Annotated in this window: 14 protein-coding genes and 1 riboswitch; of the genes, 7 read left to right on the plus strand and 7 right to left on the minus strand. The window is 62.9% G+C overall.

Annotated elements, in window-relative coordinates; genetic code table 11:
- The first annotated feature begins 189 nt into the window (after positions 1-189).
- On the plus strand, positions 190-1,665 hold the full coding sequence (locus tag AC06FE_RS04840; RefSeq protein WP_478072393.1) for a hypothetical protein: 1,476 nt from the start codon (positions 190-192) through the stop codon (positions 1,663-1,665).
- 178 nt (positions 1,666-1,843) lie between these two features.
- Here AC06FE_RS04840 and AC06FE_RS04845 read toward each other — a convergent pair whose 3' ends face one another.
- From AC06FE_RS04845 to AC06FE_RS04860, 4 genes are all read right to left on the minus strand, one after another.
- On the minus strand, positions 1,844-4,144 hold the full coding sequence (locus tag AC06FE_RS04845) for a TonB-dependent receptor (RefSeq protein ID WP_478072394.1): 2,301 nt from the start codon (positions 4,142-4,144) through the stop codon (positions 1,844-1,846).
- Positions 4,145-4,466: 322 nt separating this feature from the next.
- Complete coding sequence (locus tag AC06FE_RS04850) at positions 4,467-4,853, minus strand: hypothetical protein (protein WP_478072395.1); 387 nt, start codon at positions 4,851-4,853, stop codon at positions 4,467-4,469.
- A gap of 49 nt (positions 4,854-4,902) precedes the next feature.
- Complete coding sequence (locus tag AC06FE_RS04855) at positions 4,903-5,997, minus strand: DNA glycosylase AlkZ-like family protein (RefSeq protein ID WP_478072396.1); 1,095 nt, start codon at positions 5,995-5,997, stop codon at positions 4,903-4,905.
- Between the two features lie 48 nt (positions 5,998-6,045).
- Positions 6,046-6,999, minus strand: a complete 954-nt coding sequence (locus tag AC06FE_RS04860) for a hypothetical protein (RefSeq protein WP_478072397.1) — start codon at positions 6,997-6,999, stop codon at positions 6,046-6,048.
- 310 nt (positions 7,000-7,309) lie between these two features.
- On the opposite strand from AC06FE_RS04860, the gene AC06FE_RS04865 reads away from it, so the two are divergent.
- From AC06FE_RS04865 to pnuC, 4 genes are all read left to right on the plus strand, one after another.
- Positions 7,310-8,275, plus strand: a complete 966-nt coding sequence (locus AC06FE_RS04865) for a hypothetical protein (RefSeq protein WP_132865099.1) — start codon at positions 7,310-7,312, stop codon at positions 8,273-8,275.
- A gap of 253 nt (positions 8,276-8,528) precedes the next feature.
- On the plus strand, positions 8,529-9,665 hold the full coding sequence (locus AC06FE_RS04870) for a phosphotransferase enzyme family protein (protein ID WP_478072398.1): 1,137 nt from the start codon (positions 8,529-8,531) through the stop codon (positions 9,663-9,665).
- A 43-nt stretch (positions 9,666-9,708) separates the two neighbouring features.
- Positions 9,709-9,804: riboswitch (TPP riboswitch) on the plus strand.
- A gap of 68 nt (positions 9,805-9,872) precedes the next feature.
- Positions 9,873-12,044 (plus strand): TonB-dependent siderophore receptor, encoded by a 2,172-nt coding sequence (locus AC06FE_RS04875; RefSeq protein ID WP_478072664.1) that lies wholly within the window; start codon positions 9,873-9,875, stop codon positions 12,042-12,044.
- Positions 12,041-12,637 (plus strand): nicotinamide riboside transporter PnuC, encoded by a 597-nt coding sequence (gene pnuC, locus AC06FE_RS04880; RefSeq protein ID WP_478072399.1) that lies wholly within the window; start codon positions 12,041-12,043, stop codon positions 12,635-12,637. Before AC06FE_RS04875 ends, pnuC begins: the two co-directional genes overlap by 4 nt.
- A 96-nt stretch (positions 12,638-12,733) precedes the next feature.
- On the opposite strand, the gene AC06FE_RS04885 is transcribed toward pnuC, so the two are convergent.
- The gene (locus AC06FE_RS04885; protein ID WP_478072400.1) at positions 12,734-13,951 is read right to left on the minus strand and encodes a GGDEF domain-containing protein; all 1,218 of its coding nucleotides are present in this window, start codon (positions 13,949-13,951) and stop codon (positions 12,734-12,736) included.
- Between the two features lie 1,106 nt (positions 13,952-15,057).
- Between AC06FE_RS04885 and AC06FE_RS04890 the strand changes: the two genes are divergently transcribed.
- A complete protein-coding gene (locus tag AC06FE_RS04890) occupies positions 15,058-15,993 on the plus strand; it encodes an HNH endonuclease (RefSeq protein WP_478072401.1) in 936 nt (311 codons plus the stop codon).
- Positions 15,994-16,224: 231 nt separating this feature from the next.
- Complete coding sequence (locus AC06FE_RS04895; RefSeq protein WP_478072402.1) at positions 16,225-16,386, plus strand: transposase; 162 nt, start codon at positions 16,225-16,227, stop codon at positions 16,384-16,386.
- Between the two features lie 801 nt (positions 16,387-17,187).
- On the opposite strand, the gene AC06FE_RS04900 is transcribed toward AC06FE_RS04895, so the two are convergent.
- Positions 17,188-20,754 carry an SIR2 family protein gene (locus tag AC06FE_RS04900; protein WP_478072403.1) on the minus strand — a complete coding sequence of 1,189 codons (3,567 nt, stop codon included), beginning with the start codon at positions 20,752-20,754 and terminating at the stop codon, positions 17,188-17,190.
- A gap of 152 nt (positions 20,755-20,906) precedes the next feature.
- Entirely contained in the window at positions 20,907-23,594 is a 2,688-nt protein-coding gene (aceE, locus tag AC06FE_RS04905) for a pyruvate dehydrogenase (acetyl-transferring), homodimeric type (RefSeq protein ID WP_313252855.1), read from the minus strand.
- Positions 23,595-23,765: the final 171 nt, after the last annotated feature.

Below are 23,765 nucleotides of genomic sequence, written 5' to 3' on the forward strand. Positions count from 1 at the left end.
GAGCATCCCTCCAACAGCAGCACTCCCAGGACAAGCCAACAAGCACGCATCCGACATCCTCCCTAGATGCAGCCATTCAAGCATCATCCGCGCCATCACCGCCACGCGCACCCAACTGCGGGTTTCGCGTGCCACAATCCAAGGACTCCAAGGGGATGGGATGGACGGATGACTCTCAGGCACATGGCCATGCTGGCTGTTCTGTTCGGCTGTGTTTCCGGTACGGCCATCGCCGCGCCCGCAGCGGATGTGTTCTACCGGCAGCGCGTCGCCGAGGCCCTGGCCATCGCCGCCGACGAACCCGGCAGCCGCGCCGATGCGCTGTTGGACCGGCTGCTGGCCGATCCGGACTTTGCCGGTCTGCCACCCGCCGAGCGCAACCGCCTGCTGTCACGCGCGGCGCTGGTTGCCTGGCAGAACGACCGCCTGGACGTCGCCTCGCAACGGTATGCGGAGCTGGCCCGGCTGGACAGCGACAACCCCGATGATTGGTACCGCATGGCCGGCGTGGCGATGCAGAAGGACGACATGGACGGCGCCGCCGAAGCCATGACCGAATTCGCCGCACGCTGGCCGGAATACCTGGACAACACCCGCCCCGAACTGCTGTTCATGCTGGCCACCCACGGCGATACCCGCAGCCCGGCACGCATCGGCTTCCAGCAGGCCCTGTTCGATGCCAACTGGAAGGGCGGCAGCTCCAACACCCCGGGCGCCATCTGGTTCCGGCTGGCGCGCGCACGCCTGGAGCAGGGCAACGTGGAGGCCGCGCGTGCCGTGGTCCAGCGTATCCAGGAGCCGGAGTTCCTGATCTCGATGCGCGCGGACAAGCGTTTCGACCCGGTGTTCAACCGCGACCGCCCGCGCTTCGACGTCGCCCTGGCGGTCGATCGCCAGATCGCCCTGCTGCGCACCCGCACCCAGGTATTCCCCGACCGCCTGGAGCCGCTGCTGCACCTGAGCAATGCCCTGTTGCTGGCCGGCCGCAACGAGGACGCCATCGCGCTGTCCGACGCCGCCGTCGCCCGGATCGCCGCCGCCAGCACCGACAAGCCGGCCTTCAGCGACATGGACCAGCAGGTCTGGCTGATGAACAACAAGGCCATCGCACTGCGCCGGATGGGACGCACCGAGGAAGCCATCGCTGAAATGCGTCGCGCCAGCCAGCTCAGCGAGAATGGCGAGGAGAACATCAGCCAGGTGTTGAACCTAGGCGAATTCGAATGCGCCAACGGTAATGCCGCCGAAGCCATCCGCATCGTTGCCGCCGCGCCGCTGGCCAACCTGAGCAACTATGGCAAGGCGGTGGCGGCCCATGTGCGCCACTGCGCCGCCCTGCAGCAGGACGACAGCCGCCAGCAGAAGAAGGCGCTGAAGGAACTGCACGCGCTGCGCGATGATGCGCCCATGCCGTATCTGGATGCGTTGATCCAGGTCGAGCCGGAGCAGGCCCTGGCCTTCATGCGGCAGCTGCTGGCCCGGCCGGACAGGCGCAACGACGTGCTGGACTGGGCCCAGGACTGCCTGCAGTCACCGCTGCTGCCCGGCGAGCAGGTTCCCCAGCAGCGGCAGGACGCGTTCCTCGCCCGCGCCGATGTGCGGGCCGCCATCGACGGCGTCGGCCGGATCGAGCGCTACCCGCTGTACTGCCGGCAGTCGCGCTGAGCTTCCGCCGGCACCGCCCTTCACCAAGAGCCGCTTGCACGGCCGTTTGACCACTGCACCTCGGGGCTGGCGCGCGGCCCCGCAAAGCTCTGCATCGCACGTCCCGCCTACGGACGATGCCACGTGCGGCCCTGGCAGCCGGCACGTTGTGCCATGCCGGCTGCCAGGATCGGAGCGATCAGAAGTTCAAGCTGACTTCTACGCCGAAGGTGCGCGGATCGTTGTAGACGCCGTAGGTGCCCACGCCGGAATTGCCGGAGCTGTAGAAGATGTGCTCTTCATCGAACAGGTTGCGTGACCACACTGCAAATTCAGCGGTCGCACCGGAGGTTCCCATCGGCACATCGACCAGGGCAACGCGAGCATTGAATACCAGCGAATCGTCGGTCAGTGTCTGGTCGCTCTCGCTGGTGTAATAGCCATCGGACCAGTTGCCATCCAGGTGGAGACGCACCGCCGATGCCCGCAGCGGCACCAGATAGTCCAGCGTTGCACTGCCGGCATTGCGTGGTGCGTACAGCGGCAACACCGTCACCAGCGGGTTACCTTCCACGTAGGGGTTGGGCGCGGTGAGCGCATCGGCATCGGTGTAGGCGTAGTTCAGGCCCAACGTCAGGTTGTCGGCCGGGACGATGGCAAACTCCAGCTCCGCCCCCCGAGACTTCCCGGACGTGGCCGCATTGGTGGTATCGGACACCGTGCGGCTCTGCCCCGGGGCCAGCGGCAAATAGAAGTCCATCTGCTTGTTCTCGATCTTCGAGTCAAACACCGCAAGGTTCAGTCGCGCCCGCCCGTTCCAGAACTGGGATTTGAGCCCCAGCTCGTAGGCCTTCACTTCCTCCGGTGCAAAGGCGCGATAGCTGAACGAGCGTGAGTTCGCGCCCCCGGCCTTGAAGCCGGTGCCGTAGCGCGCATACAGCATGACGTCGTCGGCAAGGTCATACCCGATGTTCACCATCGGATCGAAGCGGCTCCAGTTTCCTTCAAAGGCAAGGTCGGAGGGCACGCCATCCAACGTGCGCAGTACGCCTTCCTTCTTCTCCCGCGACCAACGACCACCCGCAGTCAGGTGCAGGCGCTGTATGGCTTCCGGTGTCCAGGTCGCCTGGCCGAAAATGCCCAGGCTATCCGTCCATGCCTTGCTGGAGCGGGCTACCGTGACCTTGGACAGATCCAGTGGCAGGTTGATGCTGGTGTAGCCGGTTCCATCCTGATTCCAGCGCGCGGTGTTCGGGGTCTGCGCATCATCGGCGGCCGCTTCCTTGTAGTAGAAGGCACCCAGAACGAACTGCACGGCGTCAGTGTTGCCCACCAGCTGCAGCTCCTGGCTGTACTGGTGCTGCCAGACATGGGCGATGCTGTAGCGGCCGAACTCGCCGCCGGGCGTAAAAGTGGAGATACCGTCGATCAGGCCCATGTCGAACTGGCTCTGCTCCAGCTCACGGTAAGAACTGATCGACTTGAGCTCCAGGTTTTCCGCCAGCGTCCATCCCATCGCCAGCAAGTGACCGTCGGTCTTGCCCACGCTGTCTTCCTGCGGCCCACCCAGGATCGAGGTATCACGACGGCTATCCTGCAGGCCAGCCCGCTGCAGCGGGCTCACCGACTCGCCTGCCACCAGGAGCTGTGCGTGATACGGGGTCGTTGCGTCGTAGGAATTATCGTAGGCATAGGTCGCCTCGAACCCATCACGCGGCTGCCACAAGGTAGTCAGGCGCAGGCCGCGTTTGTCATAGGCATTGAAGTCCCTCTCGCCACGCATCGGGTTATCGGTGGTGCCACCACGCGAGGTCTCCAGACCATCGATCTTGAAACTGAAGTCGCCCACACGCGGGAGATCCAGGTGGATCGCGCTGTTGTGGCCGCCGTAGTTCGAGACCCCGGCGGTGGCGCGCAGGCCAAATTCACCAGTAGGCTGCCGGGTGACGATGCTGATTGCGCCGCCTTCGGTGTTGCGCCCGAACAAGGTGCCTTGCGGCCCTTTCAACACCTCGATGCGCTCCACGTCGTACAGCGCCGTTCCCAGCCCTTGTGCACGGCCAAGGAAAACGCCATCGACGTACACACCCACACCGGTATCGCGTGCAGGCTGGTTGGCATCACCGGAAACGCCAATACCCCGGATGCCCATCGTCAAGGCAGACGAGCGTGTCGCGTACGGTGCGATGCGCAACGATGGAATCGAGCCATCGGCCAGGCTACCCAGCGATATGGCATGCCGATCGTTCAACGCGCTGGCATCCAGCACCGACACCGAGATGGGGGTCTCCTGCAGGTTGGTCTCGCGCTTCTGCGCGCTGACCACGACTGCGTCCAGGGTGGCAGCAACCGCCACACGCTCGACCTCGGCATCCGCTTGAATGGCATCTGCCTCGGTCGCGCATACGGCACCAGGCAAGACCAACGAGGCATGGATGAGGCACACAAAGGTACGCGCATGCGGGATGCGCACCGATGCGCGCGAAAGGGGATGGATCATGATCTGGACGTCACTCGGCTGGAAAAGAGTGGCGAATCCTGGTGAGCCCGAATGACAGTTTGGAGACGCGGGAAACGCCTGGCTGTACCCTTGTTCGCGCGACCAGATCGGACTGTACCGATGCTGATGACAGTCGAATTTCAGTCACTTTGCATGTTACCCGGATGGCGCGATTCAACGTGCCACGCACACGTACAGGCGCACCTCCCCGGCAAGCGCCGTATCCATCGCCCGACGGCACATCATCGTCCCAGCATCACACTGTTTCCCAACAGTTGGTTGCAGATATGACGACAGATCGTTCCGATATCGACAACGCCAATCAGTGTTGCCTCGACCGCCGCAGCGCCAGGTTGTAGAAGCTCGAGTACACCGTGGTCACCGACAGCGGCACCGCGATGGTTCGCGCGATTTCCGGCGTACCGGCCAGCCAATGCAGGGTGGTCAGCAGTACCAGCGATACCGTCATCGCCACCACCGGCGGCAGCCACCCGCCCACGCTGCCCGGCAGGCGCACCGACATGGCCTCGATCATCCGCTTCAGGAACAGCGTGATCAGCGCCGACAGGGTGCCCTGCACCACGCCGGCGATCAGGGGGCGTGGCATCGGATGCGCGCTGTTGGCGAACACCGCCCAACCGCCCATGCCCAGGAACGCCACCGCCATGTGTACCGCGCTGCTGCGCATCGCCGCTGTCGCCCGCTTCATTGCCTGCCGCTCTCCTTGAGGGCGCGCGCCGCGCGGCGCCGCTCCGTTGTCATGGGTCCAACCCCAGGAACACCCGCATCCGCGCCAGCTCATCCTCCAGCCCGCGCCGGAATGCGGCGTCACGCGGTGCCCGCCCCGCCACGTAGCCCAGCTGCGCCTGCAGCTGGCCGCCAGCCACCCCGAGGTTGCCCCAGCCGATCACCTGCTCGCCCCACAGCAACGGCAGGGCGTAGTAACCGAGCTTGCGCTTGGCCGGCGGGGTGTAGGCCTCGAAGCGATAGGCCCATCCCCAGAACTGTTCGAAGCGGCGCCGGTCCCAGACCACCGGATCGAACGGCGTCAGCAGCCGCACCGCGTCATCGGGCTTCCAGCGCGCCGAGGCCGGGTTCTCGCCCTCGGGCCAGAACCAGTCCACGCCCTCCACGCGTACCGTGCCAAGACGCTGCCGTGCACGCTTCAGCGCATCGGCACGCAGCCCCTGCCATTGCGGCACGCCACTGCGCAGGTGGCCCAGCAGTTGGCCCAGGCTGGCCGCCGGCAGCGGTGCGTACTTGCCCACGATGATGTCGAGCAGCGCGTCCAGCCGGGCCTGAGCAACCTCCGCCGTCACCGGCGTCGCATCGCCCTGGCGCAGCGCGTACACGCGGGTTCCGCCCTCGCGCCGTGCCACCCGCAGCAACCCGCGGTAATGCATGCCGTCCAGCAGCTCGGTGCTGGCATTGGACGAGCCGCCAAACCAGTTGGTGGTCTTGCCGTGGGCGAACTGCGCATCGACCTCGCGCGGATGCACCACGCCACGTTCGGCGATGAACTCGCGCACCGCATGCGCCTGTTTCCAGCGCGCCGGCGTCCATACCACCCGCGCCTGACGCGGGTGCATCAAGGCATGGTGCGCGCGCGGCAGGAAGCCGTAGTTGACGAAGAAATCCTCTTCCAGCGCCAGCCGCGGATAGCGGCGCTCCAGCTCACCGGCGCGATAGCCGGTGACGCGGTGGCGCAGGGTCAGGTCCTGCGCACGCGCCGGCGCTCGGATCGGATCGGCCTGGACAAAGCCAAGCTTGCCGATCGCCCGCATCAGCGTGGTCGGCGTGAACAGCGAGCGGGCGATGGCATACCGGCGAAGATGGTCGAGGGTGGGCTGCATGGGGGAATGATGCACGCATTCCCCCCGCCCCACCCAGTGCCGCCGGGTTCAGCGCTGGCCGCTGGCCGCGCGGCAGTAGTATTCGGCCAGTGCGAAGCTCAAGGGATGCTGCGCGGTGAGCCCCCATTCCGCTTCCAGCGCGCCGGTACGGAACCGCACCACGCGGTCGGCCACCCCACGCGCCTCCAGCAGGCCGGGGAGTTTGGCGCCGAGCGCGCTGGCATCCAGCGCCTCGTCGCTCACGATGCACAGCCCCACGCCGGCAGCCAGCGGCGCTTCCTGCAACATCTCCTCAAGGTCTTCGATGCTGCCCTTGTCGTTGTCGATGGAATCGACCTCGGCCCCTTCCTCGGCCAACCGGTACTGCAGCTGGTCGGCATCGAGGAACAGCGTCATCAACGACGGCGCCGGACGGGGCGGCGCGTCGCACTTCTTCGGCCACGGCGCGGTCTGAACCGGGCTGAGGCTGCCGTCGGCAGCGACCTGGCGCACCGCAATCCCGCATCGCATGGCATCGAAGTCGCGGATCATGTCGCCCTCGTAGTCCACGCCCGCCTCAGGGACGAAGCTGACCTGCACCCCGCGTCCGCGCCCGCAGCTCAACCCGGCGCCGCTGGCGATCTGCGCCTGCAGCGCCACCGGCTGTCCCGGCACCAGCACGAACTCGGTGTAGTAAGGGTTGGCCATCAACCGGTTGCGGTCTTCCAGCGTGCGCGTGGTATCGCTCTGCGGGATGCCAATGGAGGTATTGGGCTGGCGCTTGCCGACCAGCGCCTTGAAGCCGAGCGACACCGCACCCGAACCCTCGATTTCCTCCTCGTAGGCATCCTCGCAGTGGGCGTTGGTGAACATGGTCAGGCCAACGCCGTTCTGCCCGAACAGGCGGATGCGGGCCGGGCGCTCGACGCTCGCGGGCGCAACCGGCGATGCCTGCGCCTGCACGGCCGATGCATCGATGAAGGAAACGCTGGCCAGGGCCAGCAACAGGGCGCGGGGGAACATGGGTACGAACTCCATTTCGAAAGGCGGATCGCCGGAAGAGGAAAGGGCGGCGCACGATAGCGCATCGCCGGTGACAGCATCGGCCGCGCGGACGGGAAATTGAGCCTGTTCCCTCAGCCCAACCCCTCTCCCCGCATGCGGGAGGGGGCCGGAGCAGGCCGCTCCTGCAGGCTGGCACGTTTCCTGCCCCTGCAAGTCCCAGTCCCCTGACCCATCGCGGGGCACTAGTCCGCAGCGTTTCGGATTGAATCCAGCAGCAGCTGGCACTGACCATTTCCGTGCGGCATGAGCCGCTTCTGGAGTTCGTTCCATGGAAAGGATCCGATCCACATTCGCTGGCCTGCTCTTCGCCGCCACCGTGCTGCTCACCCCCACTCCCGCGATCGCCGGCGGGGTGGTCGAATGCAACCGCTGCCCGTCCACCGTCAATGCTGCCATTTCCAAAGGGCCGGGTATTACCGTGGTCGTCGACTTCGAAAGCGCCAAGCTGACCGCCTACGATGTCGAGTACGACAAGGAGTTCAAGCGTTGGCGCACCCTCCGTGTCACCGTTCCAGCGAAGATCTCGGCGGCGTTCTACCGGATTCTTGAAGCGGCGGCTGCGGCCCCTTCCTCCCAACCGACCAATGGTTACCCAGGCTTCGGTGGTCCCGCGCCGGCAGATGAGGCAGCACGTGGGCGCTCCAAGGATTCGAAGGGCGGGCTGGTTGTCACGGCCCACCCGGATGACCCCCAGTTCTCCAACCCCACGGGCATCCGCTTTCCGGATGCCTACAAGAACTTCAGCGCCAGTGACATCGTCATGTCCGCCACGTCACGGACTCGGTTCGGCAGGGAAATCGCCCTGGACCTCGCCGGCGCAAACACCACCAGCGCGGCCTGGAACTCGGTTGCACTCACCCTGCAGGAGCTGGCGCTTTCCTGGGGCTCCCTGCGCGGTGCCGGGTCCATCATCGTGATGGTCAATTGGCGCGACGGCTCACGGACCGTCTATCGGGTCACCGTGGACAACGTGGGAGAGGCGAAGTACGTGACTGGCGAGAGTCGCGACGGTCTCGGCAACAAGTTTCCGGACGCAACCATCGCGACCCGCGATACCGCACCGGAGTACGCAGGCAACTACTACTTCGGCGAAGGCCGGGAAGGCTCGAGAAATCTGGAACGCTGGATCGAATCCGCCCGTCTCTACGGCGTCCCGATTGGAGGCTCCGCCGCGGGACGCAACCGGATGTCGTGCAGCTGGAATGGCGAGACGATCAACTGCAGCATCCGATGACGTCCCGCTTCACCTGCCTGTAGGGGGCTTCCGCCCAGTTGGCCGCAGGCATGAACGTGTCGGCCACCCTCTGCAGGCCAGGTGGGATGGAGGGGAGGCATTCCCCTGCCTCGCGCATTCGGACTCCGGTCATCCATGCATGGCGCCCCTCTCCCTGCATGCGGGAGAGGGGCGTTGCCGCACGTCCCCTCCCCTTGCCGGCCCGACGCGCTACCCTGTCGCCCCTGCACCGCCACGCCCGCCCCGCTTTGCCATGACCACCTCCCCTCACCGCGTCCAAGGCCTCAACAACGACGAGGTGCCGGCCGACTGGCCTGCGATCAGCGCCGGCGAGATCACATGGCTGGCGACGCGCTTCCCGCAGCTGGAAGCCACGGCAACGCTGATCTGGCACAGCCCACGCCCGATGTCCGCTGCGGCCATCGCGCAAGGCGTCAATGGCAGGGTCTTCATCAAGCGCCACCATCACCGCGTCCGCACCGCCGCCACGCTGGCCGAGGAGCACCGCTTCATCGCGCACCTGGCCCGGGCAGGTGTACCCGTGGTTGACGTACTGGCGGACCGCAGCGGAGCCACCGCCCTTGCGCACGAAGGCTGGACCTACGAGCTGCATGCCGTCGGCGAGGGGGACGACCTGTACCGCGATGCGCCATCATGGACGCCGCTTACCGACCTCGCCCAGGCACGCGAGGCCGGTCGCATGCTGGCCACGCTGCACCACGCAGCGGAGAGCTACACCGCGCCACAGCGCGACACCCACATTCTGGTCGCCCGCGATGACCTGATCCGCAGCCCAGACCCCATCGCGCTGCTGGCACGCGACGCCTCCACGCGCCCGGCCCTGCACGACTACCTGTCCCGGCGCCCATGGCTGCAGGAGCTGCAGCAGGATGTGCTGCCCTGGCACAACGGCTTGGCCGCGCGCCTGCAGGCCGAGCCACGCCTGTGGGCACACAACGATTGGCATGTCTCCAACCTGCTGTGGCGGCGCGAGGACGAGGCGACGCGGATCGCCAGCGTGCTCGACTTCGGGTTGGCCTCGCCAACCAGCGCGCTGTTCGACCTGGCCACCGCCATCGAGCGCAATGCCATCGCCTGGCTGGAACTGGAGCGCGGCATGGCTGCCGTGCATGTGGATACCGCACTGGCCCTTCTCGACGGCTACCGGCAGGTGCGCCCGCTCCCGGCCGCCCAGGTACACCTGCTGGCCGATCTGCTGCCCGTCGTGCATTTGGACTTCGCACTGTCCGAAGTGGAGTATTTCCACGGCATCACCGGCTCCACCGCCAATGCCGACGTCGCCTACTACGACTTCCTGCTCGGCCACGCCCGCTGGTTCGGCGGCGCCGACGGCCAGGCCCTGCTGACCGCCCTGCACGCCGCTGCCTGAATACCAACGGGGCGCAAATCCGTACCGTTTGTGGTCAAATACGCGCCTGAAGCGGGGGTGCCTGGTTTTTGCAGGCTGAGAGAGTCCCTTGGAACCTGATCCGGTTTGCACCGGCGTAGGGAGCTTTGAGCAGCAGGCACACCGCCTCCATGGCGTTGCGCGTGCGCGCCTTCGCTTCGTCTCCCCCATCGGCTGATGACGAAACGAATGAACCGCTGCTATCGAATCTCGCTGTTGACTGCTGCCCTGAGCGCGGCCCTGCCGCTGCACGCCAGCAACCCCGAAACCGCTGCCGCCGACCGCTCGCCCACCGAGCTGGCCGCGGTGCGCGTGCAGGCCGAGCAGCCGCATGCAAAGAACACCCAGTCCAACAGTTTCGGTGTGGGTGACTGGAAGAACACCCCCGCCTCGATCACCGTGCTGGACCGCGAGCTGCTCGACAGCCGCCACGTGCGCACGCTGTCCGAGCTGGCCTACAACGACGCATCGCTGGGCGACAGCTACGCGCCGGTCGGCTATTACCAGAACATCGCGATCCGCGGCTTCGCGCTGGATACCGCCACCGGCTACCGCTTCAACGGCCTGACCATCGCCGGTGAGCAGCGCCTGGCGCTGGAGAACGTGCAGCAGGTGGAGATCCTCAAGGGCGAAGCCGGCCTCGCTGCTGGCGTAATCGCACCGGGCGGCGTCATCAACTACGTCGGCAAGCGCCCGGCCGAAGTGCGCAGCGTCACCCTCGGCACCGATTCGGAAGGCAGCCGTTACGCCGCCATCGACGTCGGCCACTGGGTCACGCCGCGCATCGGCCTGCGCTTCAACGCCGCGTGGGATGACAGCAGTTCCTATATCGACAACGCCGATGGCCGCCGCAACTTCTACGCACTGGCCACCGACTGGCTGATCGGCGAGCGCGGCAAGCTGGAAGTGGACGCCAACTATCAGGCCAGCGCGCAGCGCTCGGCGTCCGGCTACCAGTTGCTGGGCGCCACCGCGTTGCCGCGCAACGTTGACCGCAAGAAGATGCTCGGCCACCAGGCATGGCAGGCACCGGTCGGCATCGACAGCACCAACCTCACCGCGCTGCACACCTTCGACTTCAACGCGGCCTGGCAGTCACGCGTGTCGGCCAGCTACAGCCGCTCGGTCATCGACGACAACGTCGCCTTCGCCTACGGCTGCTACTACGCCGCCGAATGCGCCGACGGCAGCGTGCCGGGCAACTACTTCGCGCCCAACGGCGACTACGATATCTACGACTACCGCAGCCCGGACGACACCCGCCGCAACCGCCAGCTGCGCGCCGAGCTGCGTGGCCAGTTCAGCACCGGCAACGTCGCGCACCAGCTGACCGTGGGTGCGGACTACTTCGACCGCACCGTGGACAAGCGCCGCAACGTCAACGAGTACGTGGGCACCGCCAACATCCACGACAAGGACGTACCGCAATTCGCACCCTCGCCGCTGCAGCCGGGCCCGTCGGTGCGCCGCCTGGACAGCACGCAGAAGTCGCTGTTTGTGCTCGACCGCGTGAGCTTCGCCGACGATTGGCAGCTGCTGGCCGGTGGCCGCTTCGTGCGCCTGGACGAGCGCGCCTTCGACAAGCGCGGCAACCTGGAACGCAGCAACCGGCTGTCGCGCTTCCTGCCGCAGACCGCGCTGATCTGGAGCGCCAACGACGATCTCAACCTCTACGCCAGCTATGCGCAGGGCATTTCGCTCGGCCAGGAGGCACCGTTCTGGACCACCAATGAAGGCACCTTCCTGCCGGCGGTGCGCTCGCGCCAGGTCGAGGTCGGCGCCAAGTACACCCCGTCGGATGCGCTGACGTTGAGCGCGGCGCTGTTCCGCATCAACCAGCCGTTCCAGTACGCCAAGCCCGACGACAGCGACTACGGCTACACCTTCGTGCAGGAAGGCCAGCAGACCCACACCGGGCTGGAACTGAGCGCACAGGGCCACGTCACCGAGCGCCTGCAGCTCACCGCCAGCGCCACCGCGCTGCGCGCACGCGCGCGCAACAGCGGCACGCCTGCCTACGAGGGCCACCCGCTGATCAACGTGCCGAGCGGCCGCGCCAGCCTGCATGCCGACTACGCCCTGCCCTTCGCCGAAGGGCTGGGCATCACCGGCGGCTGGCGCTATGCCTCTTCCAACGTCGCCACCGCCGATGGCCGTGTGCGTGCGCCCAGCTACAGCGTGGTGGATGCCGGCCTGCGCTTCCAGCACCAGCTGCGCGCGCACGCGGTGAACTGGAACCTGTCGGTGGACAACGTGTTCAACCGCTTCTACTGGCGCGATACCGGCAGCAGCTCCGGTGACTACTACCTGTTCCCGGGTGCACCGCGGCAGGCGCGCCTGTCGGTGACCATCGCGCTATGAACCCGGCGATCCTGGAATGGTCGGCGGTCGCGGCCAGCATCCTCGGCGTGTGGCTGATGGCGCAGCGGCGGATGCTGGCCTGGCCGGTCGGGTTGGTCTCGGTCGGCCTGTACGCGCTGGTGTTCATCGAGGCCCGGCTGTACTCGGACACGCTGCTGCAGGGCGCGTTCGCCGCCTTCCTGCTGTACGGCTGGCTCAACTGGCGCAGACAGACGCAGGCCGAAGGCCGCATCGTCATCGCGCCCTTGGCCACCGGCCAGTGGACGCGCGACCTGGGCATCGGCATCGCCTTCGGCCTTGCCTTGGGCGCGGCCATGCACAGCTGGACCAACGCCGCCCTGCCGTGGTTGGACGCCATGCTCGCCGCACTCAGCCTGGTCGCGCAGTGGTGGCAGGCGCGCCGCCACACCGCCGCCTGGTGGCTATGGATCGTGGTGGACGTGGTTTACGTCGGCATGTATGCGGTGAAGTCGCTGCATGCCACGGCGGGCCTGTACCTGGTGTTCGTCGGACTGGCGGCGATGGGCCTGCGCGCGTGGAAGAAGGCCGGCGCGCAGGACCGTATGCAACGACCGGCCTCGCCGGCCGCCTGACCCCGGCGCGCGACGCACGGACGGCCGTGCCGGTTCCCTCCCCTTCGGCGGGAATCGGCCAGGCCACACGTCCTCCCGCGCGGCCGGGCCTGCGCCTCAGGTGAGCGCCACGTCCGCTTCCGCCTTCATCGGCGCGCTTCCTGGCGGGGCATCCACCACCGGCAACGCCCACTCCACGCGATTGCGCCCGGCGCGCTTGCCGCGATAGAGCGCGGCATCGGCGTCCTGCATGGCGCGCTCCAGCGAGGCCTCGTCGCCAAAGCAGTGCGACACGCCCACCGTTACCGTGCAGCGCAGCCCCGCGTAACGGGGGCCTTGCAGCATCACCTTGTCCTGGATGGCCCCGCGCACCCGCTCGGCCACGCGCCGTGCCGCCGCATCGTCGGCGCCCATGCAGATGGCGGCGAACTCCTCGCCCCCCAGCCGGCACACCAGGTCGTCCTTGCGCACCGCGCCACGCAGCGCATCCGCCACGCCACACAGCACCGCGTCGCCCACATGGTGGCCGTAGTTGTCGTTGATGCGCTTGAAGTGGTCGACATCGACCAGCAACAGGCGAGCCCGGGCATTGGGCCGCCGGAACCAGGCGTCCAAAGCCTCGGTCAGGCCGCGACGGTTGAGCAGCTGGGTCAGCGGATCACGCGCGGCCATGCCACGGAGCGCATCGGTCAGGCGGCGCAACACCAGCCACACGATCGACGGCGGCAGGATGGTCGCCAGCGAGCACATATAGACATAGAAGACCATCTGGAACAGGCCATCCATGCTCAGCGCCGCCAGCCCGCCGCTGAGCAGCTTGATGAGCTTGATGACATTGAGCACGCAGATGCCACTGATCAGCAACGCGAACAGCAGCACCTCACCGCGCAGGTCGCGCGCGAACGTGCGCACGCCATGCAACAGCACCGCCACCATGCCGATGAAGCACAGCGCACAGGTCGCCGCGAGTAGCGCATAGCGCGCCACCGAACCCCACGCCGCATCCACCAGCACCTGCACCACGGCATAACCCACGCCAATGCCGACTGATGGCCACAGCAGGGGCATGGCGCGGCCAAAGAAGCGCACCCCACCTACGCAATACGCCAGCAGCGAGCAGAGCGTGAGCGAATGGTTGACCACGCTCATCCAGCTCCAACCCGCCGGCCCCTCCAGCAGCTGCAGCACGTAGGCCATGCCCAGCGTGAGATTGCCCACCGCAAACGCGTCCATGCCCATCTTCTCGCCGCGCAGCCGCCGGCTGATGAGCAGGAACATCACCGTGAAACTCAGCAGGTAGACACACAACATGCCTACGAGAAGGGTGGCGATCATGGGGTGGTCGAGGTTGAAAAGCGCAGGTGCAGAACATCGCGGATGGCCGCCAGGCTGGGCAGCGGAATCCGGAGCGGAGAAAGCAGGTGGCGCGTATCGTACCCAATCGCACCGTTAAACCGGCCCTCTCCGTAATGGAACATCGGCAACGCAAGAGATGAGCCCGACTCTTACGATCAGCCGGATTGATGCAAGCACCCGTGTAGCGTCGGATGCTTTTGCAGACATGGCGACCCGGCCTCGGGCCCGCACTAGCTCAACCGACCCAACCGGAATACATCTCTCTCAAGTACCGCGAGCAGCGGACGTCCCATCGGCCACGCGCTTCAAAGAAAAGTGCAGCGACTTCCATTGTTGATCCAATGAGAGGATGCAACTCAGCATCCTCCTTTCCGACGTCGCGCAATCCTACGAACTCGTGGAATGCATGGTCCAAGTCGTTGGGACCATCTCCATCCCAATGACACCAAAGCAGGTCGGATAGGAGCACTTGCTCCGGTACGAAGAGCTACCCTGGGTCTAAGCAGGATTGAATCGTCACCCAATAAGACCCAGCTCGGTCTTGCAACAGCACTGCCCCGCAGGCCTTCCAATTACCTGCACCTCGATACAGATACTTCAAGACAGCAAGTACCCTTCTCTCCCCATCTCTCACTTCCGCCCACTAGAACGCAGCAAGGATGGCCCGGATCAGTCCCTCCAGCCGAGATCCAGGTGTTAGGTTTCGCTGCCCTTTCTCCGAACGGAATGCCAAACAGCAGAGCGATCCCTGCAACGTGGCGAGCGGAAAACTGCGTCGGCCGCGTTGACGCAAGTCGATGAAAGTCCTCCTAGTTGCCACGGCCTCGCCCTGATTCAGCCGAACGCAAAGCGCCTTCCATGCTGAGGCCCTCCGATCCAGCGCGTCACGCCGCACCTAATTTCTAAAGCGATACCAAGGTCACACATGCGCGGGTTGATGTCGGGAGCGCAGGAAGTCGCAGGCTTCGATGCTGCATCTACCTACACATGCTTCCATACTTCGCTGATTGCGCATATAAAGGCACGCGATGCGCCGAAATAGCCAAGAGGGCGCTGATACTGGCGATTAGGGGGCGCAGAGCCGGATGACGAATGTTGCAGTTGACCCGCAGTATGAAATCGGCGCGCTCTACAGCCGCCGACTGGATATCCATGGTGTCCTCGGCGGTCAACGCCAAGGTGGTATCTCAACACCGGCCACCAGCCCTTTCGTCATTATTTTTACGGGGGAAGCCGGCAAGCAGCACGGCTACCACGACTTCTGGGACGACAATGGCCATTTCCACTATTACGGCGAGGGCCAGATTGGCGACATGCAGGATAAGGGCGGGAATCGCGCAATCCGCGAACACCTCGCCAACAACAAGCGGCTGATTCTATTCCAAATGATGGGGCATAGGCGCCCTTATCGATACGTTGGTGAGTTCCGCTGCTTAAACGCCTACTCACAAGCCAATGTTCGCGATACGAAGGACACTCCCCGGGTGGCCATCGTGTTCGAGCTCGAGCCTATCAGCACAGATTCCACTGAGCTCGTCGACACGCTCTATAGAAACGCGATTCTGGAGCTGGACGCGACGTCGGCCAAGAAGCTCACAGAGGTAAGAACCAAGCAAAGCTTGTTCAAACGACGGCTGCTTTCTTTTGAGAAGGAATGCCGCATCACTGGCATTGCGGACCTCCGGTTCTTGCGCGCAAGCCACATGAAGCCCTGGTCAGCCTGTGAAACAGGTAATGAGCGCGTCGACGGAGCAAACGGTTTGCTCCTAGCCCCTCACGCCGACTTCCTCTTCGATCGGGGCTGGATCACTTTCACCAACACGGGGCACATTGAATGCTCGAAACATCTGCCGACGGAAGTTGTCAAAGACATCGGGTTGAACTTGAAGTCTCGCAGAACCACCGGTGATTTCAGCGATGAACAACGGGCCTACCTGGCCTTTCACCAGAGCCATGTATATGACAAGGCATTCAAGAAGGTAGACGACCCGGTTGCAGAGCTGCTGGCCACTTCGAAGTAGCCGTTCATGAAACCCGCCTTTACACCAAGGTCGACCTGGATTGGGTTGCACGCAGGGTAAGCCTGCGAGCAAGCTGAGTGGAAAACCGGAGCTAGAAACGAATCCTTGCTATAGACCACTATCTACGGATAGCCCCTAGTAGCCAAGCACCTCAGCTTCGCCTGCACACACAGCCAGGTTGAGATAACCAGACAACCAAGAATCGATCTGCCCGGGATAGTCCAACACGTGGTGCAACGCGGCAACAACCGCCAGCATTGCTTCTTCCGCGACATCGATCACACACGCTATTTGCAGGACTTGCACGAACTTTCGCTCAAAGGGACTTGCGACGTTCACGCGTATGTACTGATGACCAATCATGTGCATCTATTGGTCACTCCGCTTCAATAGGGAGCCATCAGCCGTTTAATACAGTCACTTGGTCGTCAATGCGTCCGCTACATCAACGATGCATCCGCGCAGACCGGCACGCTGTGGGAGGATCGGTACAAATCCCACCTCGTCGCCAACGACGAACACCTGCTGCGATGCTATCGCTAAATCGAACTCAATCCCGTCCGAGCCGGAATGGTGCCCCATGCAGGTGACTACCGATGGTCGAGCTACCACCACAACGCGCTGGGCAGAGCCGACCCGCTCATTCGCCCGCACGCCTGCTACAGCTGCCTGGCCCGCTCAGAAGCAGAACGGCAGCATGCCTATCGGGAGTTGGTACAGCAGGCCTGCAATGAAGACGCCTCCCGCTTCAGCAACCACATGCGACATCAGCGCCCAATGGGGAGCGACCGATTTCGAGCAGCCATCGAAGCCCAACTCGGTCGCAAACTAACACCCGGAAAAGTTGGTCGACCCAAGAAACAAAGACCAGAGAATTAGAAAATCGACTCTGACCCTGTTTTTCCCTGAAATTCGACTCTGACCCCTGCTTTTGCTGACCCCTGTTTTTGCTTTCAAAAATCCGCGACCACCTCCAACAAAAACGCGCACTGGGACACGACGCCTTCCGCCTGATGGTAGAGGCAAAAACCCGGCGCTTCGCCGGCACCCGACCCGCCCATCGACCACAAAAACAAAAAGGGCAGGCCACTTAAGTGAACCTGACCCCGTTGTTCGAAGAAAACCCAATATCAGAGGACCGCGGCCAGGAGTTTATTAAATTGTCTCCGACCCCTGCTTTTGCCGATGTTCTACTTACGTCCAAGCCGCGCCCGCAAGATCATATCTGCGGCCATGACGGCTCCCCGCTTTTCGAACAGCATCCCTGATCAGCTCTGCTCGTGCGCCTTGCACGCTTGACATTAGCGGCATCATCCTTCCCTCCACGAAGCGCTCCGTTGCGATTGATCCGAGGAGGTGGCCGTTCCAACCTGGATTGACCTGCACATCCTCAAGCAAGTACTCGATCGCACCTTGAGATAGGCAGTCCGTAGTCAGGTCGCGACGCTTGTTCAGCACATACCTGGTCAAAATACCTCTGTATGGAGATTCGCTCCTACCGAGTTCATCCAAGAACACATCAGAGTATGACTCTGGCGCACATGATACGAGGAATTGCCCCAGTCTATCTCGGAACATGAAATCCTCCACGTCCAACATCCACTGTAGCCACCATCCATGGTCACCCGGATCCACCTCAAAATCAGATCTTTCTCCCCATATGCCCAGCGCGTCAATCAGACTGGTCGCAAGGATAGGGTTCCTCAGCCTCAACAGTTTAAGAAGAAGATCCTCTCTTCCATTCCACTTCAATCGAACACCGCTGAGCATCTTTACTATTTCCCCCTCAGATACTACATCGACGCAATCTGCAATTGACTCAAGAATGCCGAATACGTTTTCGTCATTACCAACTACGTACTCAAGCGCCAACCTAGAAAGTCCGCTCGAAGATTCAGCTCTTTCCTGCACCAACAAACGAACCTCATTCTGCGCACTACACATGGAGCGCAATCCGCGCAGAGCCCAAGATTCACCAGACACCGCACTATCGCAAAGAATCTCGGCGTGAGCTGGTCCAAAGGTGCTCCAACTCATTCCCCCGCCGCCCTCACCATCACGAGCCATAAATGATAAGGCGACGATTGCACCCTTTGCTCCTTCGAGCAAAAGCTCCCCCACCAGCTCAGCCGCTTCATTAGATTCTTTCCACCATAACGATTGACAAGCCATTTTGGCCGCAAGAGGCCGTTTCGCGACGAACTCGGAGACGTCGCCAATCACCCTCCGCGTTTCGGCTACACCGAGCTCTGCCAGAATATCCGCCCCGAGCGTGATAATCCCTTGGGCATCGTCCTCTACAAACTCTTCGGCCGCCTCCATCTCGTCCGCCGCATTAAGAAATGCAACTGCATCCTCCCGTGACGCCATCTTGACCAGCTCGGCACCTACACCGTTCGCGCAGAAATTGTAATCATCCGGATTCCCGAATACTTGACGGATGACCTCTCCCTTTGCTTCCGCACCACAGATCTGTAGAAGCTTCGCACCCGCCTTTCCGCCAATCATGCCCCCCTGCGCCATAAGCTCCGTTAACAGAAGCCTGTGTTCAACTGATACTGCTAGACTCCTTTCGATGGAAATTGCAATACGATGCGAAGTTTCGCTGTATTCACGACTCATATTGCGATCTATTATCTCTTGGAGAAGCACGGAAACCAATGCACCTTGCCCATACTCCATGTATTTGGAAGCATTAATCGCAAGCACGAAATCAACTGATAACACTCGGCCTGTAAAATCAGCCGATGCTTCAGCCGAGAGCATCCCTAACGTCAAAAAGAGAGCCTGATCCCAGCGATGGAGGGCTAGCTTCCTACTTAGAATATCGGGAGTAGACGTAAAAACTCTGGCCAGCTCGAGTGCCGCCAAGTATTCAGTGACAGACTGATGTACAAATGAGACAAGCCCGTTCGGGTGCGGAATAAGGAGAGACTTGGACACGAGCCAGTTGACAACGTCGGCCGGCTCAAAATCGGCGTTAGCCGCGCCTCGCCTCTCGCGGGCAATGGCCACGAGCAACTTTCGCGACTCAAATGCCTCTAAACCCTGATCTACAGCGTCGTATGCTACCAACGAGAGGGCGGCCCGGAGATCGAACTGTGTGCTGAACCTAGACTCGAAACTTGATTCAATATCAGTCAACAATGATTCATAGATATCTCTAGGACGCGCCCTCTCTGGCACGTTGATGATGCCTGTTCTAAGCATCTGAAAGTAGAAGGGCTTTCTGAACAGTGCCAGTAACTCTTCGAAGAATTCGCCCTCCACCTCAACACCAACTTTACGCAGGGATGAGACAACGTAATCACGATCAATGTCGTCCAGATCAAATGTCGGATAGTCGAGCTCCTCCAAGCCATCCGAGGTTCGCGACCCCAGAACAACACAAATTTCTGGACGCGAACCTAGCAAGCCTGAAAAGTCCGACAGGAATGATCCATCGTCTAAGTACTCTCGCGGCATTTCATTGAACGAGTCGAGATACACGCAGAATCGAATACACTTTGATGCCTGCTGGAACGGAATTGCTGTCGGGAGGCCAGCTGAAATCAGGTCGGACAGACTCCCTCTGTACAGCTTGAGATCTATGAAAATCGGGACCGTAGCTTTGCTTGGATTGAAGGATTCAGCGAGGCAACTGGCACGCAGTGCTTCACCATGCCTCGCCGCAGCTCTCCTGAGCGCGTAGCTTTTTCCAGATCCTGGCAGACCACACACAATCATCCGCGGGATAGATTCCTGCAACAGATCAACTACTAGCTCGCCAGAATATCGCCAACGGTCCTCGTTGTTCCTGGGAACAGCCAGAATTGGCACCTCATCTTGAATTCTTGGCGCACGCGAAATATTTGCCGCGTGGCGCGCAAGAGCCAGTACGACGGGGGGCGACTCAACACTGAAGGCCTCACCAACTGCAGTTTCATCGGTTTCAGACGCAAGCTGATTGAGCAGTTTCAGCAACTCCCCATGATCTGGATGACCATCCTTACCCTCTTCAGTTTTGTAGCCGACGAGGTTGAGACCATACTTGCGCCGCCAGTAGTCTGCTTCCTCCTGGGAGACATCCGGCATCACCGCGTAGTGTTCGCGCTCCCCCCCGCCATATGTGTTCGAGATTACGTCCTTCAGATAATTGAAATCCGGATCGCGCAATCCAAATCCTAGGTAGACGACTGGCCTGCTGACCAAAATTGTCTTTAGTGCCTCGAGCGCGGCATGTCGCTCGCCCTGCGGAAGAAGCTGACGATACTGCTCTCTAGTGAGGATTATGCTTTCGCTATCGCCCGCGTCTCCATGGGGCTTGAAGAGGAAGTCACTCGCTCTTGCGTGCACGATGTCTGCCATTTCAGTAAGTTGACGGTTGGTTATGACCCTTAACCGTCCCTTTGATGGCCTTAACCTTAAGGCCTGCTCCAAGAGGTCATCATAGTTTGTAGTGACGAAACAGCGAGGACCGAGTCTAGTTATCGCCTTATGGATTTCATGGGGTTGTGCAGAGCCGAGCTTACAGGACGATCTAATAAATTCGCTGATCTGTGACTTCGTTAATTTATCGAAGCCATAGCTCGCCGCTTGAAGCAGGTCGCCATGAACTAGCTCCGTGGTGAGGAGGCCGGTATTGATGCCAGCCGCGTCGAGGAAGTCTCGAAGCTCGCTGACGAGCCCGGTCCAGCTTGGCAGCCCAGACCAAAGGGATATTCCTGAACCTACGAAGATCACCGTATCTGGCTGTTTTAGTACTTCCCCGAGTTTTGTCACGCCAAGCCCCTCCTTAGCATTTAGATAGATTCCCGCCTCGACTACCTTGGCGAGTTCGATTAGTCCTGCATCATTTTCCCATGAATAAAAATATAAAAAAGGCCCGCGATGCGGGCCTTTTTACTTCAACTGTGGTGCCGTTGGATCGACACTCAAACCCCAACAGGATTAGCCTTCTCCGGATCAATCCCATACTGCTTGATAGCCCGGGCGACATCCTTCGCCGTCATCTTCCCGTCCTTCGCCAACGCGGCGATCGCCGCATGCGCGATGTAGTAACGGTCAACCTCGAAGAAGCGACGCAGGTTGGCGCGGGTGTCCGAGCGGCCGAAGCCGTCGGTGCCCAGGACCGAGTAGGTGCCCGGCACGAAGGCGCGGATCTGGTCGGTGTAGGCGCGCACGTAGTCCGTGGCGGCGATGACCGGGCCCTGGCGGCCTTCCAGCAGCTGGGTGACGTACGGCTTGCGCTGTTCGGCTTCCGGGTGCAGGCGGTTCCAACGCTCGGCGTCGAAGCCATCGCGGCGCAGTTCGTTGAAGCTCGGGCAGCTCCAGATGTCGGCGGTGACGCCGAAATCCTTGTCCAGCAGTTCGGCCGCTGCAATGGCCTCGCGCAGGATGGTGCCGCTGCCCAGCAGCTGCACGCGCAGCTCGCCCTTCTTCGGCTTGCCGGCGTCGGTGAGCAGGTACATGCCCTTGATGATGCCCTCGGCTGCACCTTCCGGCATGGCCGGGTGGGTGTAGTTCTCGTTCATCAGGGTGATGTAGTAGTACTCGTCGATCTGGTCTTCCATCATGGCCTTGGTGCCGTGCTGGAGGATCACAGTGACTTCGTAACCGAAGGTCGGGTCGTAGCTGCGCACGTTCGGGATGCCGCCGGCCACGATGTGGCTGAAGCCGTCTTCGTGCTGCAGGCCTTCGCCGTTGAGCGTGGTGCGGCCGGCGGTGCCGCCGAGCAGGAAGCCGCGGGTACGCATGTCCGCCGCCTGCCAGGCAAGGTCGCCCACGCGCTGGAAGCCGAACATCGAATAGTAGATGTAGAACGGCAGCATCGGCACGTTGCTGACCGAGTAGCTGGTACCGGCCGCCATCCACGAGGCGATCGCGCCCGGCTCGCTGATGCCCTGCTGCAGCACCTGGCCGCTCTGGTCCTCGCGGTAGTACATCAGCTGGTCGGCGTCGACCGGCTTGTACTTCTGGCCGTACGGGGCGTAGATGCCGATCTGACGGAACAGGCCTTCCATGCCGAAGGTGCGCGCTTCGTCTGCGACGATCGGCACCAGGCGCGGGCCCAGCTCCTTGTCACGCAGGCTGATGTTCAGCGTCTGCACGAAGGCCATGGTGGTGGAGTAGGTGCGCTCGCCGGATTCCTTGAGCAGGCGCTCGTAGGTTTCCAGCTTCGGCGCTGTGAAGGACTTGTCGGCCTTCTGGCGGCGCTGCGGCAGGTAGCCACCCAGCGAAGCACGGCGCTCCTGCAGGTACTTCACTTCCGGCGAGTCCGGGCCCGGGTGGTAGAACGGCACCTGGCCGTCCTTGAGCTGCTCGTCGGTGACCGGGATGTTGAAGCGGTCGCGGAAGTGGCGCACCGCTTCGTCGTCCAGCTTCTTGGTCTGGTGGGTGGGGTTCAGTGCCTCGCCGGCGCTGCCCATGCCGTAGCCCTTGACCGTCTTGGCCAGGATCACGGTCGGCATGCCCTTGGTGTTCACGGCCTGGTGGTAGGCGGCGTACACCTTGTGCGGGTCGTGGCCACCACGGTTCAGGCGCCAGATGTCGTCGTCGGACAGGCTGGCCACCATCGCGGCGGTTTCCGGATACTTGCCGAAGAAATGCTCGCGCGTATACGCGCCGCCGAAGGCCTTGCAATTCTGGTATTCGCCGTCGACGGTTTCCATCATCAGCTTCTTCAGGACGCCGTTGGTGTCCTTGGCCAGAAGCGGATCCCAGTACGAGCCCCACAGCAGCTTGATGACGTTCCAGCCGCCGCCACGGAACACGCCTTCCAGTTCCTGGATGATCTTGCCGTTGCCGCGCACCGGGCCGTCCAGGCGCTGCAGGTTGCAGTTGACCACGAAGATCAGGTTGTCCAGGCCTTCGCGGCCGGCCAGGGCGATGGCGCCCAGGGTTTCCGGCTCGTCAGACTCGCCGTCACCGATGAAGCACCACACCTTGCGGTCGCTCTTCTCGATCAGGCCGCGGTTTTCCAGGTAGCGCATGAACTGCGCCTGGTAGATGGCGGCCAGCGGGCCCAGGCCCATCGACACGGTCGGGGTCTGCCAGAAGTCCGGCATCAGCCACGGGTGCGGGTAGGAGGACAGGCCACCGCCGTCCACTTCCATGCGGAACTTGTCCAGCTGCTGCTCGTCGATGCGGCCTTCCAGGAACGCGCGCGAGTAGATGCCCGGGGCGCTGTGGCCCTGGATGAACAGCAGGTCGCCCGGATGGGTGTCGCTCGGGGCGCGCCAGAAGTGGTTGAAGCCCACGTCGTACAGCGTCGCGCCGGAGGCGAACGAGGCGATGTGGCCGCCCAGGTCACCCGGCTTGCGGTTGGCGCGCACCACGGTGGCCATCGCGTTCCAGCGGATGATGGAGCGGATGCGCCATTCCAGCTCGGCGTTGCCGGGGCTCTTGGCCTCCAGCTGCGGCTCGATGGTGTTGACGTATTCGGTGGTGGGCGAGAACGGCAGGAACGCACCCGAACGACGGGTCAGTTCAACCATGCCTTCCAGCAACTGATGCGCGCGCTCGGGGCCCTCGACATCGATAACGGCCTTCAACGACTCGATCCACTCCTGGGTCTCCAGGGGGTTCGGGTCGTTGTTCAGCACCTCATTCAACCAGTTCATTAGCGCTCCCAAGTTGCTGCACGCACACGCGCGCTTGTTCGTTGTTTTGAACTCCAAAGTGTAGCGCACCCGACCCCTTGCCAAGCGGGCTACGCATACGTATGGAGGCGTAAAAGCCAGTGTCCGCAAGACAGATGACGACAGCGATGCAGCGGGATCAGGGACACCACG

Source organism: Stenotrophomonas sp. Steno-C18 (genome assembly GCF_056393195.1).

What these genes read in the sequence shown, in the direction of transcription:
- AC06FE_RS04840 (WP_478072393.1), top strand. Translation starts at nt 190, where the DNA reads ATGCTGGCTGTTCTGTTCGGCTGTGTTTCCGGTACGGCCATCGCCGCG.
- AC06FE_RS04845 (WP_478072394.1), bottom strand. Translation starts at nt 4,144, where the DNA reads ATGATCCATCCCCTTTCGCGCGCATCGGTGCGCATCCCGCATGCGCGT.
- AC06FE_RS04850 (WP_478072395.1), bottom strand. Translation starts at nt 4,853, where the DNA reads ATGAAGCGGGCGACAGCGGCGATGCGCAGCAGCGCGGTACACATGGCG.
- AC06FE_RS04855 (WP_478072396.1), bottom strand. Translation starts at nt 5,997, where the DNA reads ATGCAGCCCACCCTCGACCATCTTCGCCGGTATGCCATCGCCCGCTCG.
- AC06FE_RS04860 (WP_478072397.1), bottom strand. Translation starts at nt 6,999, where the DNA reads ATGTTCCCCCGCGCCCTGTTGCTGGCCCTGGCCAGCGTTTCCTTCATC.
- AC06FE_RS04865 (WP_132865099.1), top strand. Translation starts at nt 7,310, where the DNA reads ATGGAAAGGATCCGATCCACATTCGCTGGCCTGCTCTTCGCCGCCACC.
- AC06FE_RS04870 (WP_478072398.1), top strand. Translation starts at nt 8,529, where the DNA reads ATGACCACCTCCCCTCACCGCGTCCAAGGCCTCAACAACGACGAGGTG.
- AC06FE_RS04875 (WP_478072664.1), top strand. Translation starts at nt 9,873, where the DNA reads ATGAACCGCTGCTATCGAATCTCGCTGTTGACTGCTGCCCTGAGCGCG.
- pnuC (WP_478072399.1), top strand. Translation starts at nt 12,041, where the DNA reads ATGAACCCGGCGATCCTGGAATGGTCGGCGGTCGCGGCCAGCATCCTC.
- AC06FE_RS04885 (WP_478072400.1), bottom strand. Translation starts at nt 13,951, where the DNA reads ATGATCGCCACCCTTCTCGTAGGCATGTTGTGTGTCTACCTGCTGAGT.
- AC06FE_RS04890 (WP_478072401.1), top strand. Translation starts at nt 15,058, where the DNA reads ATGACGAATGTTGCAGTTGACCCGCAGTATGAAATCGGCGCGCTCTAC.
- aceE (WP_313252855.1), bottom strand. Translation starts at nt 23,594, where the DNA reads ATGAACTGGTTGAATGAGGTGCTGAACAACGACCCGAACCCCCTGGAG.